The organism is Arthrobacter sp. MA-N2 (assembly GCF_000517125.1).
Classification (GTDB): Bacteria; Actinomycetota; Actinomycetes; order Actinomycetales; family Micrococcaceae; genus Arthrobacter; species Arthrobacter methylotrophus.
This window is the reverse complement of record NZ_KI912155.1, coordinates 2,111,869-2,125,065: the sequence shown is the minus strand read 5'-3', so window position 1 is coordinate 2,125,065 and position 13,197 is coordinate 2,111,869. Positions and strand designations below refer to the sequence as shown.

General features: G+C 61.6%; 13 protein-coding genes. 6 read left to right on the top strand and 7 right to left on the bottom strand.

Translation table 11 applies throughout. The features are described 5' to 3' along the window. Positions 1–112 precede the first annotated feature (112 nt). The gene (locus A3M3_RS0110645) at positions 113–619 is read right to left on the bottom strand and encodes a MarR family winged helix-turn-helix transcriptional regulator (protein ID WP_028266308.1); all 507 of its coding nucleotides are present in this window, start codon (positions 617–619) and stop codon (positions 113–115) included. An 85-nt stretch (positions 620–704) separates the two neighbouring features. Between A3M3_RS0110645 and A3M3_RS0110640 the strand changes: the two genes are divergently transcribed. Continuing rightward, positions 705–1,955, top strand: a complete 1,251-nt coding sequence (locus tag A3M3_RS0110640) for an MFS transporter (RefSeq protein WP_051423114.1) — start codon at positions 705–707, stop codon at positions 1,953–1,955. Between the two features lie 56 nt (positions 1,956–2,011). Here the strand turns inward: A3M3_RS0110640 and A3M3_RS0110635 are convergent, their stop codons facing one another. The 3 genes from A3M3_RS0110635 to A3M3_RS29275 all read right to left on the bottom strand — a co-directional run bounded on the left by A3M3_RS0110635 (position 2,012) and on the right by A3M3_RS29275 (position 3,167). Further along, the gene (locus A3M3_RS0110635; protein ID WP_028266306.1) at positions 2,012–2,191 is read right to left on the bottom strand and encodes a YegP family protein; all 180 of its coding nucleotides are present in this window, start codon (positions 2,189–2,191) and stop codon (positions 2,012–2,014) included. Then, the gene (locus A3M3_RS24695) at positions 2,191–2,592 is read right to left on the bottom strand and encodes a hypothetical protein (RefSeq protein WP_035741619.1); all 402 of its coding nucleotides are present in this window, start codon (positions 2,590–2,592) and stop codon (positions 2,191–2,193) included. Before A3M3_RS24695 ends, A3M3_RS0110635 begins: the two co-directional genes overlap by 1 nt. A 452-nt stretch (positions 2,593–3,044) precedes the next feature. After that, positions 3,045–3,167: a hypothetical protein gene (locus A3M3_RS29275; RefSeq protein ID WP_269317278.1), complete on the bottom strand. Its 123-nt coding sequence runs from the start codon at positions 3,165–3,167 to the stop codon at positions 3,045–3,047. On the opposite strand from A3M3_RS29275, the gene A3M3_RS0110620 reads away from it, so the two are divergent. From A3M3_RS0110620 to A3M3_RS0110610, 3 genes are all read left to right on the top strand, one after another. Next, positions 3,168–3,815: a GAF and ANTAR domain-containing protein gene (locus A3M3_RS0110620; RefSeq protein ID WP_231497237.1), complete on the top strand. Its 648-nt coding sequence runs from the start codon at positions 3,168–3,170 to the stop codon at positions 3,813–3,815. Between the two features lie 89 nt (positions 3,816–3,904). Beyond that, the gene (locus A3M3_RS29270) at positions 3,905–4,036 is read left to right on the top strand and encodes a hypothetical protein (RefSeq protein ID WP_269317277.1); all 132 of its coding nucleotides are present in this window, start codon (positions 3,905–3,907) and stop codon (positions 4,034–4,036) included. 10 nt (positions 4,037–4,046) lie between these two features. Further along, complete coding sequence (locus tag A3M3_RS0110610; protein ID WP_028266303.1) at positions 4,047–4,406, top strand: hypothetical protein; 360 nt, start codon at positions 4,047–4,049, stop codon at positions 4,404–4,406. Here the strand turns inward: A3M3_RS0110610 and mgtA are convergent. After that, positions 4,403–7,090 carry a magnesium-translocating P-type ATPase gene (gene mgtA, locus A3M3_RS0110605; RefSeq protein ID WP_028266302.1) on the bottom strand — a complete coding sequence of 896 codons (2,688 nt, stop codon included), beginning with the start codon at positions 7,088–7,090 and terminating at the stop codon, positions 4,403–4,405. The genes A3M3_RS0110610 and mgtA overlap by 4 nt on opposite strands. Positions 7,091–7,360: 270 nt before the next feature. Here mgtA and A3M3_RS0110600 point away from each other — a divergent pair, with 270 nt between their 5' ends. Both A3M3_RS0110600 and A3M3_RS0110595 read left to right on the top strand, forming a co-directional pair. Then, positions 7,361–7,510, top strand: coding sequence for a hypothetical protein (locus tag A3M3_RS0110600; protein WP_155854359.1), 150 nt, complete (start codon positions 7,361–7,363; stop codon positions 7,508–7,510). Positions 7,511–8,606: 1,096 nt separating this feature from the next. Next, complete coding sequence (locus A3M3_RS0110595; protein WP_028266300.1) at positions 8,607–9,194, top strand: HNH endonuclease; 588 nt, start codon at positions 8,607–8,609, stop codon at positions 9,192–9,194. 134 nt (positions 9,195–9,328) lie between these two features. Here A3M3_RS0110595 and A3M3_RS0110590 read toward each other — a convergent pair whose 3' ends face one another. Together A3M3_RS0110590 and A3M3_RS29520 are read right to left on the bottom strand one after the other, a co-directional pair. Next, complete coding sequence (locus tag A3M3_RS0110590) at positions 9,329–12,448, bottom strand: DUF3427 domain-containing protein (RefSeq protein WP_269317320.1); 3,120 nt, start codon at positions 12,446–12,448, stop codon at positions 9,329–9,331. Between the two features lie 91 nt (positions 12,449–12,539). Then, a complete protein-coding gene (locus A3M3_RS29520) occupies positions 12,540–13,178 on the bottom strand; it encodes a DUF7255 family protein (RefSeq protein ID WP_442853116.1) in 639 nt (212 codons plus the stop codon). Positions 13,179–13,197: the final 19 nt, after the last annotated feature.

The following is a 13,197-nucleotide window of genomic DNA, read 5'->3' as shown; positions in this document are numbered from 1 at the left end:
AGGTCCGTCTCGTTGCCAGCGGATGGGGCGCCGGATAGCAACACTCCCCACGCCCGACGGCGGTGCTGCCGCCCAAGGCAATCCCCGCCGCGAACCTCCCGCCCCCAGTCGGTTAGGCCCGCTCTGCGTTTTCGGAGACCCTGCGCAGGAGTGTGGCCAACGTAGCCTGCTCGTCGCCACTCAGGCCTTGCAGCAGTTGTTGATCAGCCTCCAGGCAGCGGGGGAACTGCGTCTCAACGAGGCTTCTACCGGCGGGGGTCAGTTCCAGCAGGACGCCCCGCCCGTCGCGTTCAAGACGTTCCCGGCTGATCAGACCGACCGCCTGCAGACGCGCCGTCAGCTTGGTTGTTGCCGCGCCGCTAAGCATGGTCTGCGCGGTGACCTCATTGGCGCGCAAGGGCCGCTCACTACGGGCCAAGGCGCAGAGCACATCGAACTCCGAGCGCGACACTCCACTTGGGGCAAGCACGCGGTCAAGCTGCTGGATCGACTGGGAAGCAATGCGGTTGATGCGTCCCACCAGTTCAATGGAGGTCGTATCGAGTCGCGGCATCGCCCGCTTCCAGCTGGCCCTGAGCCGGGTAATGAAGTCGCTGTCGCGGTGTTCGGAAGTAGTCACTCACCTATTATAGGACATGTGTAATTTACTAGTAGTTTACAGGTGTACTATTGAAGCAACCCATCCTTTTGATTGGAGATCTCCCATGGCCCTACCCACGAATGGCAAGGTATTGACGGAAGCCGGGGCGGTGAAATCCTCACTGTTCCGGCAAGCGGCCGTGTGGGCGGTGGCCTTCGCGTCGATGGTGACCTTCATGGGCATCGGGCTCGTGGGGCCGATCCTGCCCACCATCTCCAAAGCGATGAACGCAACACCGACGCAGACCTCATTTCTCTTCACCAGCTATCTCGTGGTCACGGCCATGGTCATGTTCTTCACAAGCTGGCTCTCCTCACGCATCGGAACGCGCAGCACCATGTTGATCGGCCTCGCGGTCATCGCCGCCGCGGCCGTCGGCTGCGCCATGTCGTCGGACATCGGTGGCATCATCGCTTTCCGAGCGCTCTGGGGACTGGGCAACGCGCTGTTCCTGTCCACTGCCCTTGCCTCCATCATTTCGGCCAGCGGGGGAACCGCAGGACAGGCCGTCATTCTCTACGAGGCCGCCCTCGGCCTTGGCCTGGCCGTCGGTCCGCTCGTTGGCGGTCTGCTCGGCGATATTTCATGGATTGTGCCGTTCTGGGGCACGGCCACGCTGCTGGCGATCGGGTTTGTCGCACTCCTGGTCTTCGTCCGTGGTTCGGGCAAGCCAGCGGAGAAAAGCCATGTCGCAGCGCCGTTCAGGGCCCTCGCAACCCCGTCCATCCTGGTGCTGAGCATCGTGGCGTTCTTCTACAACTCCTCCTTTTTCGTCACCCTGGCCTACGTCCCGTATCCACTGGGAATGTCAGCGGTCGGCATCGGCCTGGTCATGACCGGTTTCGGCATCGGTCTGGCGTTGACCAGCGTTGTCATCGCGCCGCGCCTGACCCATAGGTTCTCCCCGACCCGCGTGCTCGCCGCCACTCTCGTCGTCTTTGCCGCCACCCACGTCGCGGCCTCCCAATTAACCGGGAGTACGCCTTGGCTGATCGTGTGCGTCGTCTTGCTCGGCTTTGAGATCGGCGCCGCGAACACCGTGCTGACCGAAGCAGTCATGGAGGCCAGCAAGCTACCCCGAGCGGTCGCCTCCTCGGCATACTCCGGCATCCGCTTCTTCGGCGGCGCCATCGGCGCCCCCGTGGGCACCGGGCTCGCCGTCATGGGTACGGGAGTGCCGTTCCTCTTCGCCGCCGCAACCGCCGTCGTCGGTGCCCTCCTGTTGGCCATCTTCCGCCGCATCCTCACCCCAGCCGATCATCCCGTCCACGAGACGGGCGAATTCGAAGCCGCAGCCATCACCGCTGGCGAATAAGGACCCGCAACGCATCACAAGGTGACCGTGCTGATGCAGGTGGAGCGGCTCAGAACCTAAGTGTGGTCTTCAATCAGTCCGCTCGCCGCGATTTCACGGAAGGTGTAGATCGCACGGGCTGCAGCGTCGGTGTCTCGGAAGGGGGCCGAGAAGGCAATCACTTTTCCGAAGTTGTCAACAAGCCTTACCCTGCAGCTGCCGCCGTTGTCAGTGAACACTTCAAAATGTCCCGCCATCAGAGAAGTTCTCCGTGACGGCGTGCGGGGGAAGGCTTGGACAGTCCGCCCACCGGAGTATTGCTGGACGGTTGATGATTTCCTTCGCGCCGCCGCTCCAGCTCGCCCGTCACGAGGTCAAGCAACGCCCGGGCCGGTTCGGAGAGTCGGTGGGTTGCGGCCGGGTGGGCTAGTTCGTCACAGTGAAGCAGCACGCGACGGATGCGTTCCAGTTCGCGCGAAGGCACGGATGGCCACCGCCGAAATAGTTCTTGAATCGCGCTTTGCCGGGGTAGGTATCCCCGCCACGGTTCGCTGGTGGGATCCTGTGCCCACTTCGCGCCGCGCTGTGCAACGCGAACATCGATGTGGCCAGCCTTCTGACCATGAAAGCGGGGGTGGCTGCGTTGAATCGGTGCCATAACGAACTTCCTCATTCGAAATCGAGAAAGCCAGCTGCTTGACTGATACCAGCATATAGAATGTGACTTACGTCATGTCAATCCTTGGGTCTTTGTTTCGACCAGTAAGCGGACCGGTGGACGCCCTGCGTGCAAAGTTCCCGCGAGGGCGTAGTGTCGAAATTAGGAGATTTCGGGATGTTCGTTCGGATCCGGAGATCGAATATCAGGGCCGTGGAGCGTGCGAACAAGCATGGCCAGAGGCTCAGGGCGGGAATCCTGCGCCCTTCAACGGTGGCCAGCAGTACCGTTGCGGCGCAGCGGTTGGACGAAAAGCGATACGCGCTGGCAGTACCCATCCAAACAGACTCATCGTCGCGTGCGGCCTTGAATTGCCCGCCGTCCCAAATGGACCCCCTGGCGTTGGCGATGCAGGAATTGGATACCGAGAGGATGGCAGACTCATGACCACTTTAGAGCCATGGCAAGCCCACAACGCGTTGACTGGAAGGGTCGCTCACCCGGAGCAGGACCTTGGCACCGCTCTCCAGGATCTTGTCTTGGAGAGCGTCGGCGTTGAGGACTTCCTCGCTCACTTGGTCACCTTGGCTGCGGCCACTCTTTCAACTGCATCCAACGATGTCTCCTGCGGGGTCACCCTCAAGACGAGGAAGAATGGGGTTGCCACTGCCAGCAGCGATGAAAGAGTGCATGCGCTCGATGAATTGCAGATTGACTTCGGCGATGGTCCTTGCCTCACGGCCTTGCAGAGCCATTCGGTGATTCTTGTAGCCGAGACCCGCAATGAAAGACGGTGGCGTGACTATGTGGAGGTTGTTCGGCAGAACGGCATTGGATCGATCCTGGCTGTGCCGCTTGACGTGGCTGGTGAAGCCGAAGCCGTCATGAACCTCTACTCGGCTGTCCGGCGCGGGTTTTCGGCTCCGGATATTACTGCCGCGGAAGAATTTGCCCATAGTGCGTCCAAGTCGCTGCGCCTGGCATTGACGATCTCCCAGCTGCGTCACGCCCGGGACGATCTCACGGCGGCCATGCAGTCCCGTTCGACGATCGATACGGCTGTGGGCATTGTCATGGCGCAAAATCGATGCGGACGCGATACTGCTATCAAGGTGTTGACCCGGGCGTCGAACAGTCGAAACGTCAAACTCAGGGATATAGCCGCAAACGTCATCGCCTCGGTTTCGGGCGAGACAGACTCAGCAGCATACTTCGACGAATAGTGCCCATCAATATGACCTGGCCAAGGACCGTGACTGACCGCTTGGGCAATGGAGGAGACGGTGATCGTCCAGGACGTAGCAACAGATCCGTGATGCAGCGCCACTCACTGACCATTGACATGGCCTTTGCTGAACTGATGCGCCAGAGCCGGCGGCAGAACAGCACATTGGGCCAGATCGGTGCCGATCTCGTCGCCGGGATTCCGGCGGCTCTGGACTAAGGCCAGCCCCATGGGCTTCGATCCGCAGGAACTACAACAACAGCGCATGCTGGCCGCTGCCATGAAGTCAGCACACATCACCGTCGGCGAACTCTGGCTCAAGTACTTCAGCCTGGGCGGCGAAGTTGGCGAGTACGAGGTGGAAGGGTATCTCCAAGGACTCCTCTCCCTCCCCGTCTTGCAACGTGACCTGCTGGCGATGGCCGTCAACGAACTCATAGACAATTTCCCGCAGGGTCATGTCCCCTACTCCGATGAGCTCGGCGTGGATGGCGGCTCCCCCAAGCAAGAATCCATCCAAGATCCAAGCCAAGACCCCGGGCCCGGGCCCGGACCACAGCAGCCACCGGAGCAGACGCCGGAATCCTAGGCCGCTGCCTTCCGTCGCCTGCGAACCGGACGCCCCGGGACAACCGCGACGACCGGCACGCTGAAGCGGGAGGCGCGGCGGGAGATGTGGTGGGTATCCGGACGACGGCGGACGGGCGCCGTGAGGGGTGGCGCTTGCTGCGCCGTCCGGGAGAAGAACCAGCTCTTGGCGAGCTCCACGAGGACCATATACAAGACCACCATTCCCAGCAGCGCCAGGAAGAATGGCACAGGCAAGGGATCGAAGCCCAGCAGCCCGGCCAGCGGTGACAACGGCAAGAAGATACCGGCGGCTACCACTCCCAAGGATGCACTCAGCAGGCCAAGCGATGGCCGGCTGCGCAAGAATGGAACCCGCCGGGTCCTGATGGCGAAAATGATGAGGGTCTGCGTCGCAATGGATTCGATGAACCAACCCGCCCGGAACTCCCCCGGGACGGCGTTGAAGACGAACAACATGAGCCCGAAGGTCGCAAAATCGAAGACTGAGCTGATCGGCCCGAAGAGGAACATGAAGCGTCGGATGAAGGCGATGTTCCAATGCGATGGGGCCAGCAGTTGTTCCTTGTCCACGCGGTCGCCCGGGATGGCCAACTGGCCGCTGTCGTACAGCAGGTTGTTGAGCAGGATCTGTCCCGGCAGCATGGGCAGGAAGCTCAGCACCACGGATGCGGTGGCCGCGCTAAACATGTTGCCGAAGTTGCTCGACGTTCCCATGAGCACGTATTTGATGGTGTTCGCGAAGATCCTCCGGCCCTCCATCACGCCTTCGGCCAGCACGCCAAGGTCCTTTTCCAAAAGCACAATGTCGGCCGCGTCCTTGGCGACGTCGGTAGCGCTGTCCACGGAGATCCCGATGTCCGCTTTGTGAAGGGCCAGTGCGTCGTTGACGCCGTCACCCATGAAGCCTACTGCCCCGCCGCTTTGGCGCAGCAAGCTGATGATGCGGGCCTTTTGCTCTGGCGAGACGCGGGCGAAGATGGTGGCTTTCCGGGCGGTGGCGGCGAGCTCGGCATCGGACAGTGCGTCCACGTCCGCGCCGGTGAGGGTTCCGCCCGAAATCACGCCGAGTTCGGAACACACTTTTTCGGCGACTTTGGCGTTGTCCCCGGTGGCGATTTTCACGGCGATACCCAGCGCGGCGAGCTGGTCCAGGGACGCTTTCGCGTTTGCCTTGGGCCGGTCGAGGAACACGAGGAAGCCGGCCAGCACCAGGTCCTTTTCGTCGTCGGGCGTGATGCTGCTGAGCCCGGTGGCTGGGCGGGTGGCTACCGCCACCACCCGCGATCCGGCGTCGAACTGTTCATCCAGCAAGGCCTGCACGCTAGGCGACGTTGGCCCGCAGAGGGCGAGGATGTTTTCCGGGGCGCCTTTGGTGACCAGCCGTGCCGGGCCGCCGGCTTCGCGCACAAGTACGCTGGTGCGCCGGCGCTGGTGGTCAAAGTCGATCAGGTCGAGGCGCTCAAAACGCGCGGGATCGAAGGCGGCCCCGCCGCTTTCCCACAGTGCGGCGTCCAGCGGGTTCTGCCCGGCCGTGGATTGTTTGGCTTCGGCGTAATCGGTTTCGGTGGCCAGCAGGCCCAAGGTGAGGAGTTCGACGTCGGACAGGTCCGGTGAGGCGGGCAGCGCGCCGGTGAAGCTGATGCGCCCCTCGGTGAGGGTGCCGGTCTTGTCGGTGACCAGGATGTCCATGTCGCCGAGGTCCTCGATGCAGACGAGTCGTTTGACGAGGACTTTGCGGCGAGCCAGTTGGCGGGTGCCGGTGGCGAGGCTGGTGCTCACGACGGCGGGCAGCAGCTGCGGCGTAATGCCGACGGCGATTGCCAGGGAGAACAGCAGCGACTCGATCAGCGGGCGGTGCAGCAGGAGGTTCGCAATGAAGATCAGCGTAGTAAGCGCGATGGCCACCTGTAGAAGAAGGAAGGAGAACCGTTTCAGCCCGAGCTGGAATTCGGTTTGGGGCTGCCGCTCCCCCAGGCCCAGCGCAATCCGGCCGAATTCGGCGCGGCCGCCGGTGGCCACCACCACACCGGTGCAGCCGCCGGATTGGATGACGGTTCCCATGAAGACGCAGGATGCGAGGTCGCCCAGCGCCGCTCCGTGTGCCACGGGGGCCGGATCCTTGCCGGCGGGGAGGGACTCCCCCGTCAGGATGCTTTCGTCGCAGAGGAGGTTCTTGGTGCTCAGGAGGCGGATGTCGGCGGGGACGATCGCGCCCAGACTCAGGTGTACGACGTCGCCGGGCACCAGGTCTGTGACGTTCACGTCCTGTGTGGTCCCCTCGCGGAGCACCACGGCGCGGTGTGTCACCCGGGAGTGCAAGGCTTCGGAGGCGCGTTCGGCGCGGAATTCGTTAGTGAAGCCCAAACCGACGCTGACCAGGAGGATCACGCCGATCACGATCGAATTGGTGGCATCGCCCAAGAAGAGGGACAGCCCGGCTGTGATGATCAGCAGGATCAGGATGGGGCTCGCGAACTGCCGGCCCAACACCGCCCAGCCGTTGGCCCGGTGCGTCCGCACGGCGTTCGGACCGATTTCCGCCAGGCGTTCCGAGGCTTCTTGGTTTGTCAGGCCGGCTGGGCTGGAGCCCAGGTGATCCAGTACTTGGTCCGGCTGAAGGCACGCGGCCTCGGTGATTGGCAGCTGTGTGGAGTGCCGCTCCTGGAGTTTGAGATCTGACATGCCGTATCCGTTCGAATGCGTCGCCTGAGGGAGTCTGCTCCCCTGGATAAGAGTACGGCTTGGGGGTGGGTGCTTGGGGCGCGCGAGAGGGTGTCGTGGCTTGGGTTACGGGGGTGGCTGGGAGCGGGCGATTGGTGGACTCGGCTTCACGGAGGAGCTCGCCTGCGAGCACTGAGTTTGCTTCTTTTCGCACGGAGTTTCGATCGAATGCCACTGAGATCGGACCTACCGCACACGTATACGGGATGGGTCGGTCTTATTTTGCTGTTGATGAAATTTCTGACTCTCTCCGCGGTCGTCATTTCTTCGGCTGCCGCCATCATTGGGTTCTTCAACAACCTGGTTATGGGCGTGCTGTCCCTTGCCGCGGCTGGAGCGAGCCTTGCGACGTGGTTCGTCTACAGGAAGCAGGCGAAGTGAAGGTAGGGCATTGGGGGAAGACGTGCTGATATCGCGGGCGCGACTGGCGGGTAGTTCCCAACGCTTGATCTGGGAATTGTGGGCGCTTCAGTCATAGTTCTGGTCGTGTCTGCCTTGGCCGCGGGCATCTTCTTGACCGGGCTCCTCGTGGCCGCCGGGATCGCGGTGCTGACCTGGACGATTGTTCGGATGACCGTCTCCATCGCGACAGCTGAAGAGAGAATCGTCGTACGCTGCGCGCCGTTCTATTCAACAGCGATTCCGATCTCAGAAGTCTTGGCTGTAACTACGGCCCGGGATACATCCGTTTCAGAGGGATACGGCATTCGCTTTCTCGGAAAGAACACTCGAGGGGTACTAGTGGGAGGGCCTGCGATCGCCTTGGAAACGGTCGGTCGGCGATGGATCATCTCAACTGCACATCCGGAGGAGGTTGCGTCAACAATTCGAGATTTAATGCCAGCAAGGTCAACAACTGGCTGACACTCGCATTAGTGCTGCTGGGCCAGGTCATGATTTTTATCAGCCCCGTTCGCGATGTGCTTGGACCGCTGTGGACTGGATACCCGGTTATAGCGTTCGCGTAAATCTTTTGGGGCGTTCCGGCAATTCACCGTCATCGGCAGGAAAAGCCGGTCAAAGCAGTTCTTTTTAGAGGCGAACACCTCGGCTGAGGGCTCTCCTTAGGGATAAGAGTAAAAGATCGGAGCCGGGCCGTTGTCGGTTAAACATAAATTGCTAGCGCCTAGGACATTACGGGGGCAGCTGTACCTTGTTGTGGCCTCGGCGGGAGGCCTGTGGGCCGCGCAGTGGGTCGCCTTCTGGGTGACGTCAGGAGGGACACCCAGCCCGACAATCGCCAGCCTACTGATGTTCAGCATCATCTTTCTTTTCTTCGTCCTTGGCATCAAGCCTGGGGTTCCTTGGTTTCCGCCAAACAAAGACTAGGCAGTTCCGGCCGTGCCCTACTTACGGGCCGCGCTGATTGCGAAAGATACTCACCCCAGATCTGCCGTAAGGCTGAGTTCTTAGCTAGGATCTGGCTGGACCGGGCGCGTCGCATGCGGCCCGGAATTGAGAGACTCTTGGGGGCACGATGTTGGAATTGAAGCGCATCTACTGGACTCGGCAAACGCTCCGACTCGTCATGTTCGGCTCAGTTATCTGGCTCTTTGCCGCATGCATCCTCGCTGTCGCGCACCCTGGGAGTAACCAGCGACCCACTTCGGCTATCGACGTCATGCGTCCGATGTTCAATGCCGTCCTTGCCGCGGCTTCGACGCCGGGCTTGCTCATCATCGCCGTCGTTGTCGTTGCCATCATCATTCGCGGTAGGGACCTGCGACGGCGCGACCCTCTGCGTCGCTTCACGCGCCAACAACGCCAAGAGGGGATGGCGCGGGCCAACGGACAGTGCGAAATGGAGACTGGCTTTCGCCGGCGCTGCTCCCGTCCGGCGGAACACGGCGATCATTTCTACCCGTGGTCGAAGGGCGGTGCGACGTCGCTGCAGAACTTCGTTGCGGCCTGCAGCAGGTGCAACCGTGCGAAGGGTGCCCAGATACCGTCACCGAGCCAGCAGAAGAGATTGGAACGGCGGCGGCTCGGGTACGTCAATGCGAGAGAACTCGTGAGGGTGGGCGAACGGAGGGGGCTGGCTGGCGTGTTCAAGAATCTCTCCTAAAACGTCGGAGCCCGGCCATAACGTGTACAAATCAGATTACCGAAACTAAGAGCAAAGGTCCTTTCAACGTTCGCACTCGCGGCCCTGCCTGCAAGCACGACCGAAGGAGCCAACTAATTGCACGACTGCGGGTGTCACTGTGCCACCGCTGCCGCGGTCGCAAACACATCCGCCGGCATCGGCCGGTGGAGCTTCCACGTAATCGCAATCGGCTTCTCGCCGGAGTGCTGCACATAGTCCACTTGCCCTAGGGATGTGTAGGGGACAGTCAGCCCGGTTTCGTCGTCGGCCGTATCCCGTGTGAAAATCAAGACCTTCGAGCCATGCGAATCCCGGTCCAGATACCGCCTTCCCGTCGGGCTTCCGGGCGAAGTCGCGTTCTGCGACTCCCAATGGAACAGCTCGGGGCTGATGGCGTAGTCCTTGTACATCGTCGTTGCAGAGTGCTTCTTGTCGTCCTTGTTGAGGGTGACAAAGAAGGCATCGGTGGACGTCGCCGGGCACCAGGCCACTCCCTCCCGGTGCTGAACGTTCTTGCCAAGCTCCAGCGAACCGTACTGCAGGGCCGCCAGAATTTCCTCCCGCCGGTAGCTCGCATGCGACAACAGAGGAATGTGCTGCAACCCCGCTCCCAGCCCCTTAGCTGCATGTTTGGAAGCCGCAACCCCGAGCTTCACGATCTGACGAATCTCGTTGCACACAAACTGGTAGCCGCGCAGATAGTCCAGGCCAGCGTCGTACGACTGGAAACCGCCGCCGTCGTCCCAAAGCGTGTAGAACAGCATTCTCGCGAAAGTCTGCTCCCGCATGCCGAGCGCGGCATAGCGGGGCGCGTCGGGGCTTACCAGCATCGAGTACGCCTCGGCACGTTCCGGATCGTCCACGTGGATGAGCGCTGCCATACGGCCGAGGAGCCTTCTCTCGTCGGCATTGGAGAGTTCATCGATTCTCCCGCTGAGGACCGTCTCCAGCGGCGAGAACCCCTCGATCAGCCCCGCCTGGCGAAGATAGCCAGTCCAGGAATCCCTTGTGGATCGGTAGATCGACTTCACGTCGTTCCCGGACTGCTTCAGGTACGTCTCCAGCTCGGTCTCCGCATACGAGGCGATGTCCCGGACCAGCTGTGCCCGGCTGAACCGCAGCTGCGCTTTGATGTTGTCCAGCACCACCTTCTGCGCCACCCGGTCCAGCACGATCTGCGAGCCCGAAGGAAGATATGGGAACTCATCCTCGACGGCCTCCTCCAGCTCCTTGCGTCCATAGCCAGTCAGCGCCCGGTAACGCAGATCGAAGCGGAACTCACGGCGTTGCTGGCCGATGAAATCCATAACCGTCAGCACTGCCTTGCCCTGGGCACGGCGCAGCCCACGTCCCAATTGCTGGAGGAAGATTGTGGCGCTCTGCGTTGGCCGAAGCAGCAGGATGGTGTCCACCTGCGGCAGATCAAGACCCTCATTGAAGAGGTCGACGGCGAAGATACAGTTGATCTCCTGCCGGCGGAGCCGTTCCAGCGCCGCGGCCCGGTCGGCGTCGAGGGTGCTCCCGTCGACCGCAACGGAGGCAATCCCGGCGCGGTTGAAGACCTCCGCCATGTAGTGGGCGTGCTGGACCGACACGCAGAAGCCGATGGCCCGCATCTGGTCGGTGCTGGTGACTTTGTCTCGAAGTTCACGGATCACCTTCGCTGCGCGAGCGTCGTTGCCGGTGTAGAGGTTGTTCAGCTGGGCGGCGTCGTAATTGCCGCGCTTCCATTCCAGTTGGCTCAGGTCGACGTCGTCGGAGACGCCGAAATAGTGGAACGGCACCAGCAGATCGGCGTCGAGAGCGTCCCAGAGTCGGAGCTCCGAAGCGGTTCGGCCGTCGAAGAACTGTTTGGCGACGTCGACTCCGTCGCCGCGTTCCGGCGTCGCGGTCAGTCCGAGGAGCTGCTGCGGTTGGAGGTGGTCCAGTAACCGGCGGTAGGTGGGCGCCATGGCGTGGTGGAATTCGTCGATGACCACTACGTCGAAGAAGTCCGCTTCCAGCTGTTCAATGCCGAGGGACGAAAGAGACTGTACCGACGCGAAGATGTGCTTCCACTCCTCCGGTTTATGTGCCCCGACATAGAGTTCACCGAAAGTGCCGTCCTGCATAACGTCACGGTAGGTGCGCATCGCCTGTTTGAGGATTTCTTGGCGATGCGCAACGAAGAGCAGCTTCAGATCACCGCCGGCGGCCTCGCACAGTCTTTTGTAGTCGAGTGCGGCGATCACCGTCTTTCCGGTGCCGGTTGCCGCAACGACGAGGTTGTGGTTGAAGCCCTTGATCCGCTCGGCTTCGATGTCTTCAAGCATCTCCTCCTGGTGAAGGAAGGGCTGCACTTCCAGGCCCGTGACTGCGTCCGGGGCTGCCGTGCGTCGTCCGCCGTTGCGCTCCAGTGCGGCGTCGAGCTTTTCTCCGTCACGCTCCGGGTCGTAGCTTTGGAAAGCCCGCTGTGCCCAGTAGCTGTCGAAGGTGACTTGGAACTTATTCAGGAGTGCCGGCGTTCCGATGGAACTAAGCCTGACATTCCATTCGAGGCCATCGAGGAGGGCCGCTTGGCTGAGATTGGAGCTGCCGACATAGGCGGTATCGAATCCTGAGTTCCTGCGGAATAGCCAGGCCTTCGCATGGAGGCGCGTGGCCTGGGTTTCGTAGCTGATCTTCACCTCGGCCCCGTACCGGGTCACCAGCTCGTCGATCGCGCGGCGCTCGGTTGCGCCCATGTACGTGGTGGTGATGACTCTCAGGCGAGCACCGCGTTCCTTCAGTTGCTCGAGTGCGGGCTGGAGCAATCGGAGGCCGGTCCAGCGCACAAACGCGCAGAGAAGATCAACGGTATCGGCCGATTCAATCTCAGTTCGAAGCTCGGCTGCGAGATTCGGATCGTCTTTGCTGTTTGTGAGGAGGGCCGAGTCTGATAGCGGCGTGGTGGGGCGGCGCAGATTCCGGCGCTTTAGAGTGTCTGGGCGGTGGAGCGACTGGAGCTGAGTGGGACCCGGTGCAATGCGGTCTGAATCCCATAGTCCCTGAAGGAATTTGTTCGCGAGAGCGACGCGTTCCGTGGGTTCGGCCTCAACAAGGGCTTGGCGGACGACTGCTGCCACGTGCCGGGAGAGGACATCCGCGCTTGCTTCATTGTCTACATCCGCGAAGATCGGCTGCACTTCCGGTATCTGAGCTAGCCGCTCTCCGAGGAGGTCGGTATTCAGCAGTTCGTACAAACCCTCGGGCAACTTCCTCGTTGCCTCTCCCCCAATGAAATTAGTCACTGCGCCAGGGTACGCCACGGCCGCGGCCTTCTACTTCGCAGCGGGTTGCGTGGCGCTACCGCACGGGCCGAAATATTGTTGTGCGGGCGGCAAGAAATTCATGAACCGCGGATTCCGACACTTTCCTCTTACCGTGCAACAAATCGTTGACACTAACGCCCGAGATGACGTCGTGGATGGATATCCGTGCCAAGCGATGCTGACCGCTATGCACAGAGACAGCGTCCTTGATCGCATCGTAAAGGGCTCGCTGTTTCCAGCGCGGAGACCCCCTGGACGTGAGTACACCCGGAGGGTCCCCGGCTCCAAACATTCTTGAAGTGGCTGCAGATGTCCATCTGGCACCAAATCGGCCGGACTTCATGCACATTTCCTCCCCGACTAAACAGTGTCGTCGGTAATCACTTGACCACGGTAGCGCCTCGGACCAGGGCAAGTTAAACGTCGAGGCTCGGTAGCGGTTGAAGTGGAGGTCTTCATCCAGTTCAAAGAGGAGCCCACCCGCAAAGGCGAAATCCCAATTCCCCGGAGCCAGGACGGGAATGTCGAGGACACCCCCAAGGCTTCGGTATGCCCGTAGAATTTCACGCTGCGCTGAAGGGGGAAGATCCGCCAGTCTCGCCCGTGGAACCTTGGTCGGCGCTCCATAAAGTCGTTGGAGAATTGCGGAAAAAGCCACTTCTCTCGCGCCCATCAGACCACCGATCTTCGAA

Bases quoted from the DNA above. Each gene is read 5' to 3' on its own strand.
- A3M3_RS0110640 (WP_051423114.1), top strand. From the start codon at position 705: ATGGCCCTACCCACGAATGGCAAGGTATTGACGGAAGCCGGGGCGGTG.
- A3M3_RS0110635 (WP_028266306.1), bottom strand. From the start codon at position 2,191: ATGGCGGGACATTTTGAAGTGTTCACTGACAACGGCGGCAGCTGCAGG.
- A3M3_RS24695 (WP_035741619.1), bottom strand. From the start codon at position 2,592: ATGGCACCGATTCAACGCAGCCACCCCCGCTTTCATGGTCAGAAGGCT.
- A3M3_RS0110610 (WP_028266303.1), top strand. From the start codon at position 4,047: ATGGGCTTCGATCCGCAGGAACTACAACAACAGCGCATGCTGGCCGCT.
- mgtA (WP_028266302.1), bottom strand. From the start codon at position 7,090: ATGTCAGATCTCAAACTCCAGGAGCGGCACTCCACACAGCTGCCAATC.
- A3M3_RS0110600 (WP_155854359.1), top strand. From the start codon at position 7,361: ATGAAATTTCTGACTCTCTCCGCGGTCGTCATTTCTTCGGCTGCCGCC.
- A3M3_RS0110595 (WP_028266300.1), top strand. From the start codon at position 8,607: ATGTTGGAATTGAAGCGCATCTACTGGACTCGGCAAACGCTCCGACTC.
- A3M3_RS29520 (WP_442853116.1), bottom strand. From the start codon at position 13,178: ATGGGCGCGAGAGAAGTGGCTTTTTCCGCAATTCTCCAACGACTTTAT.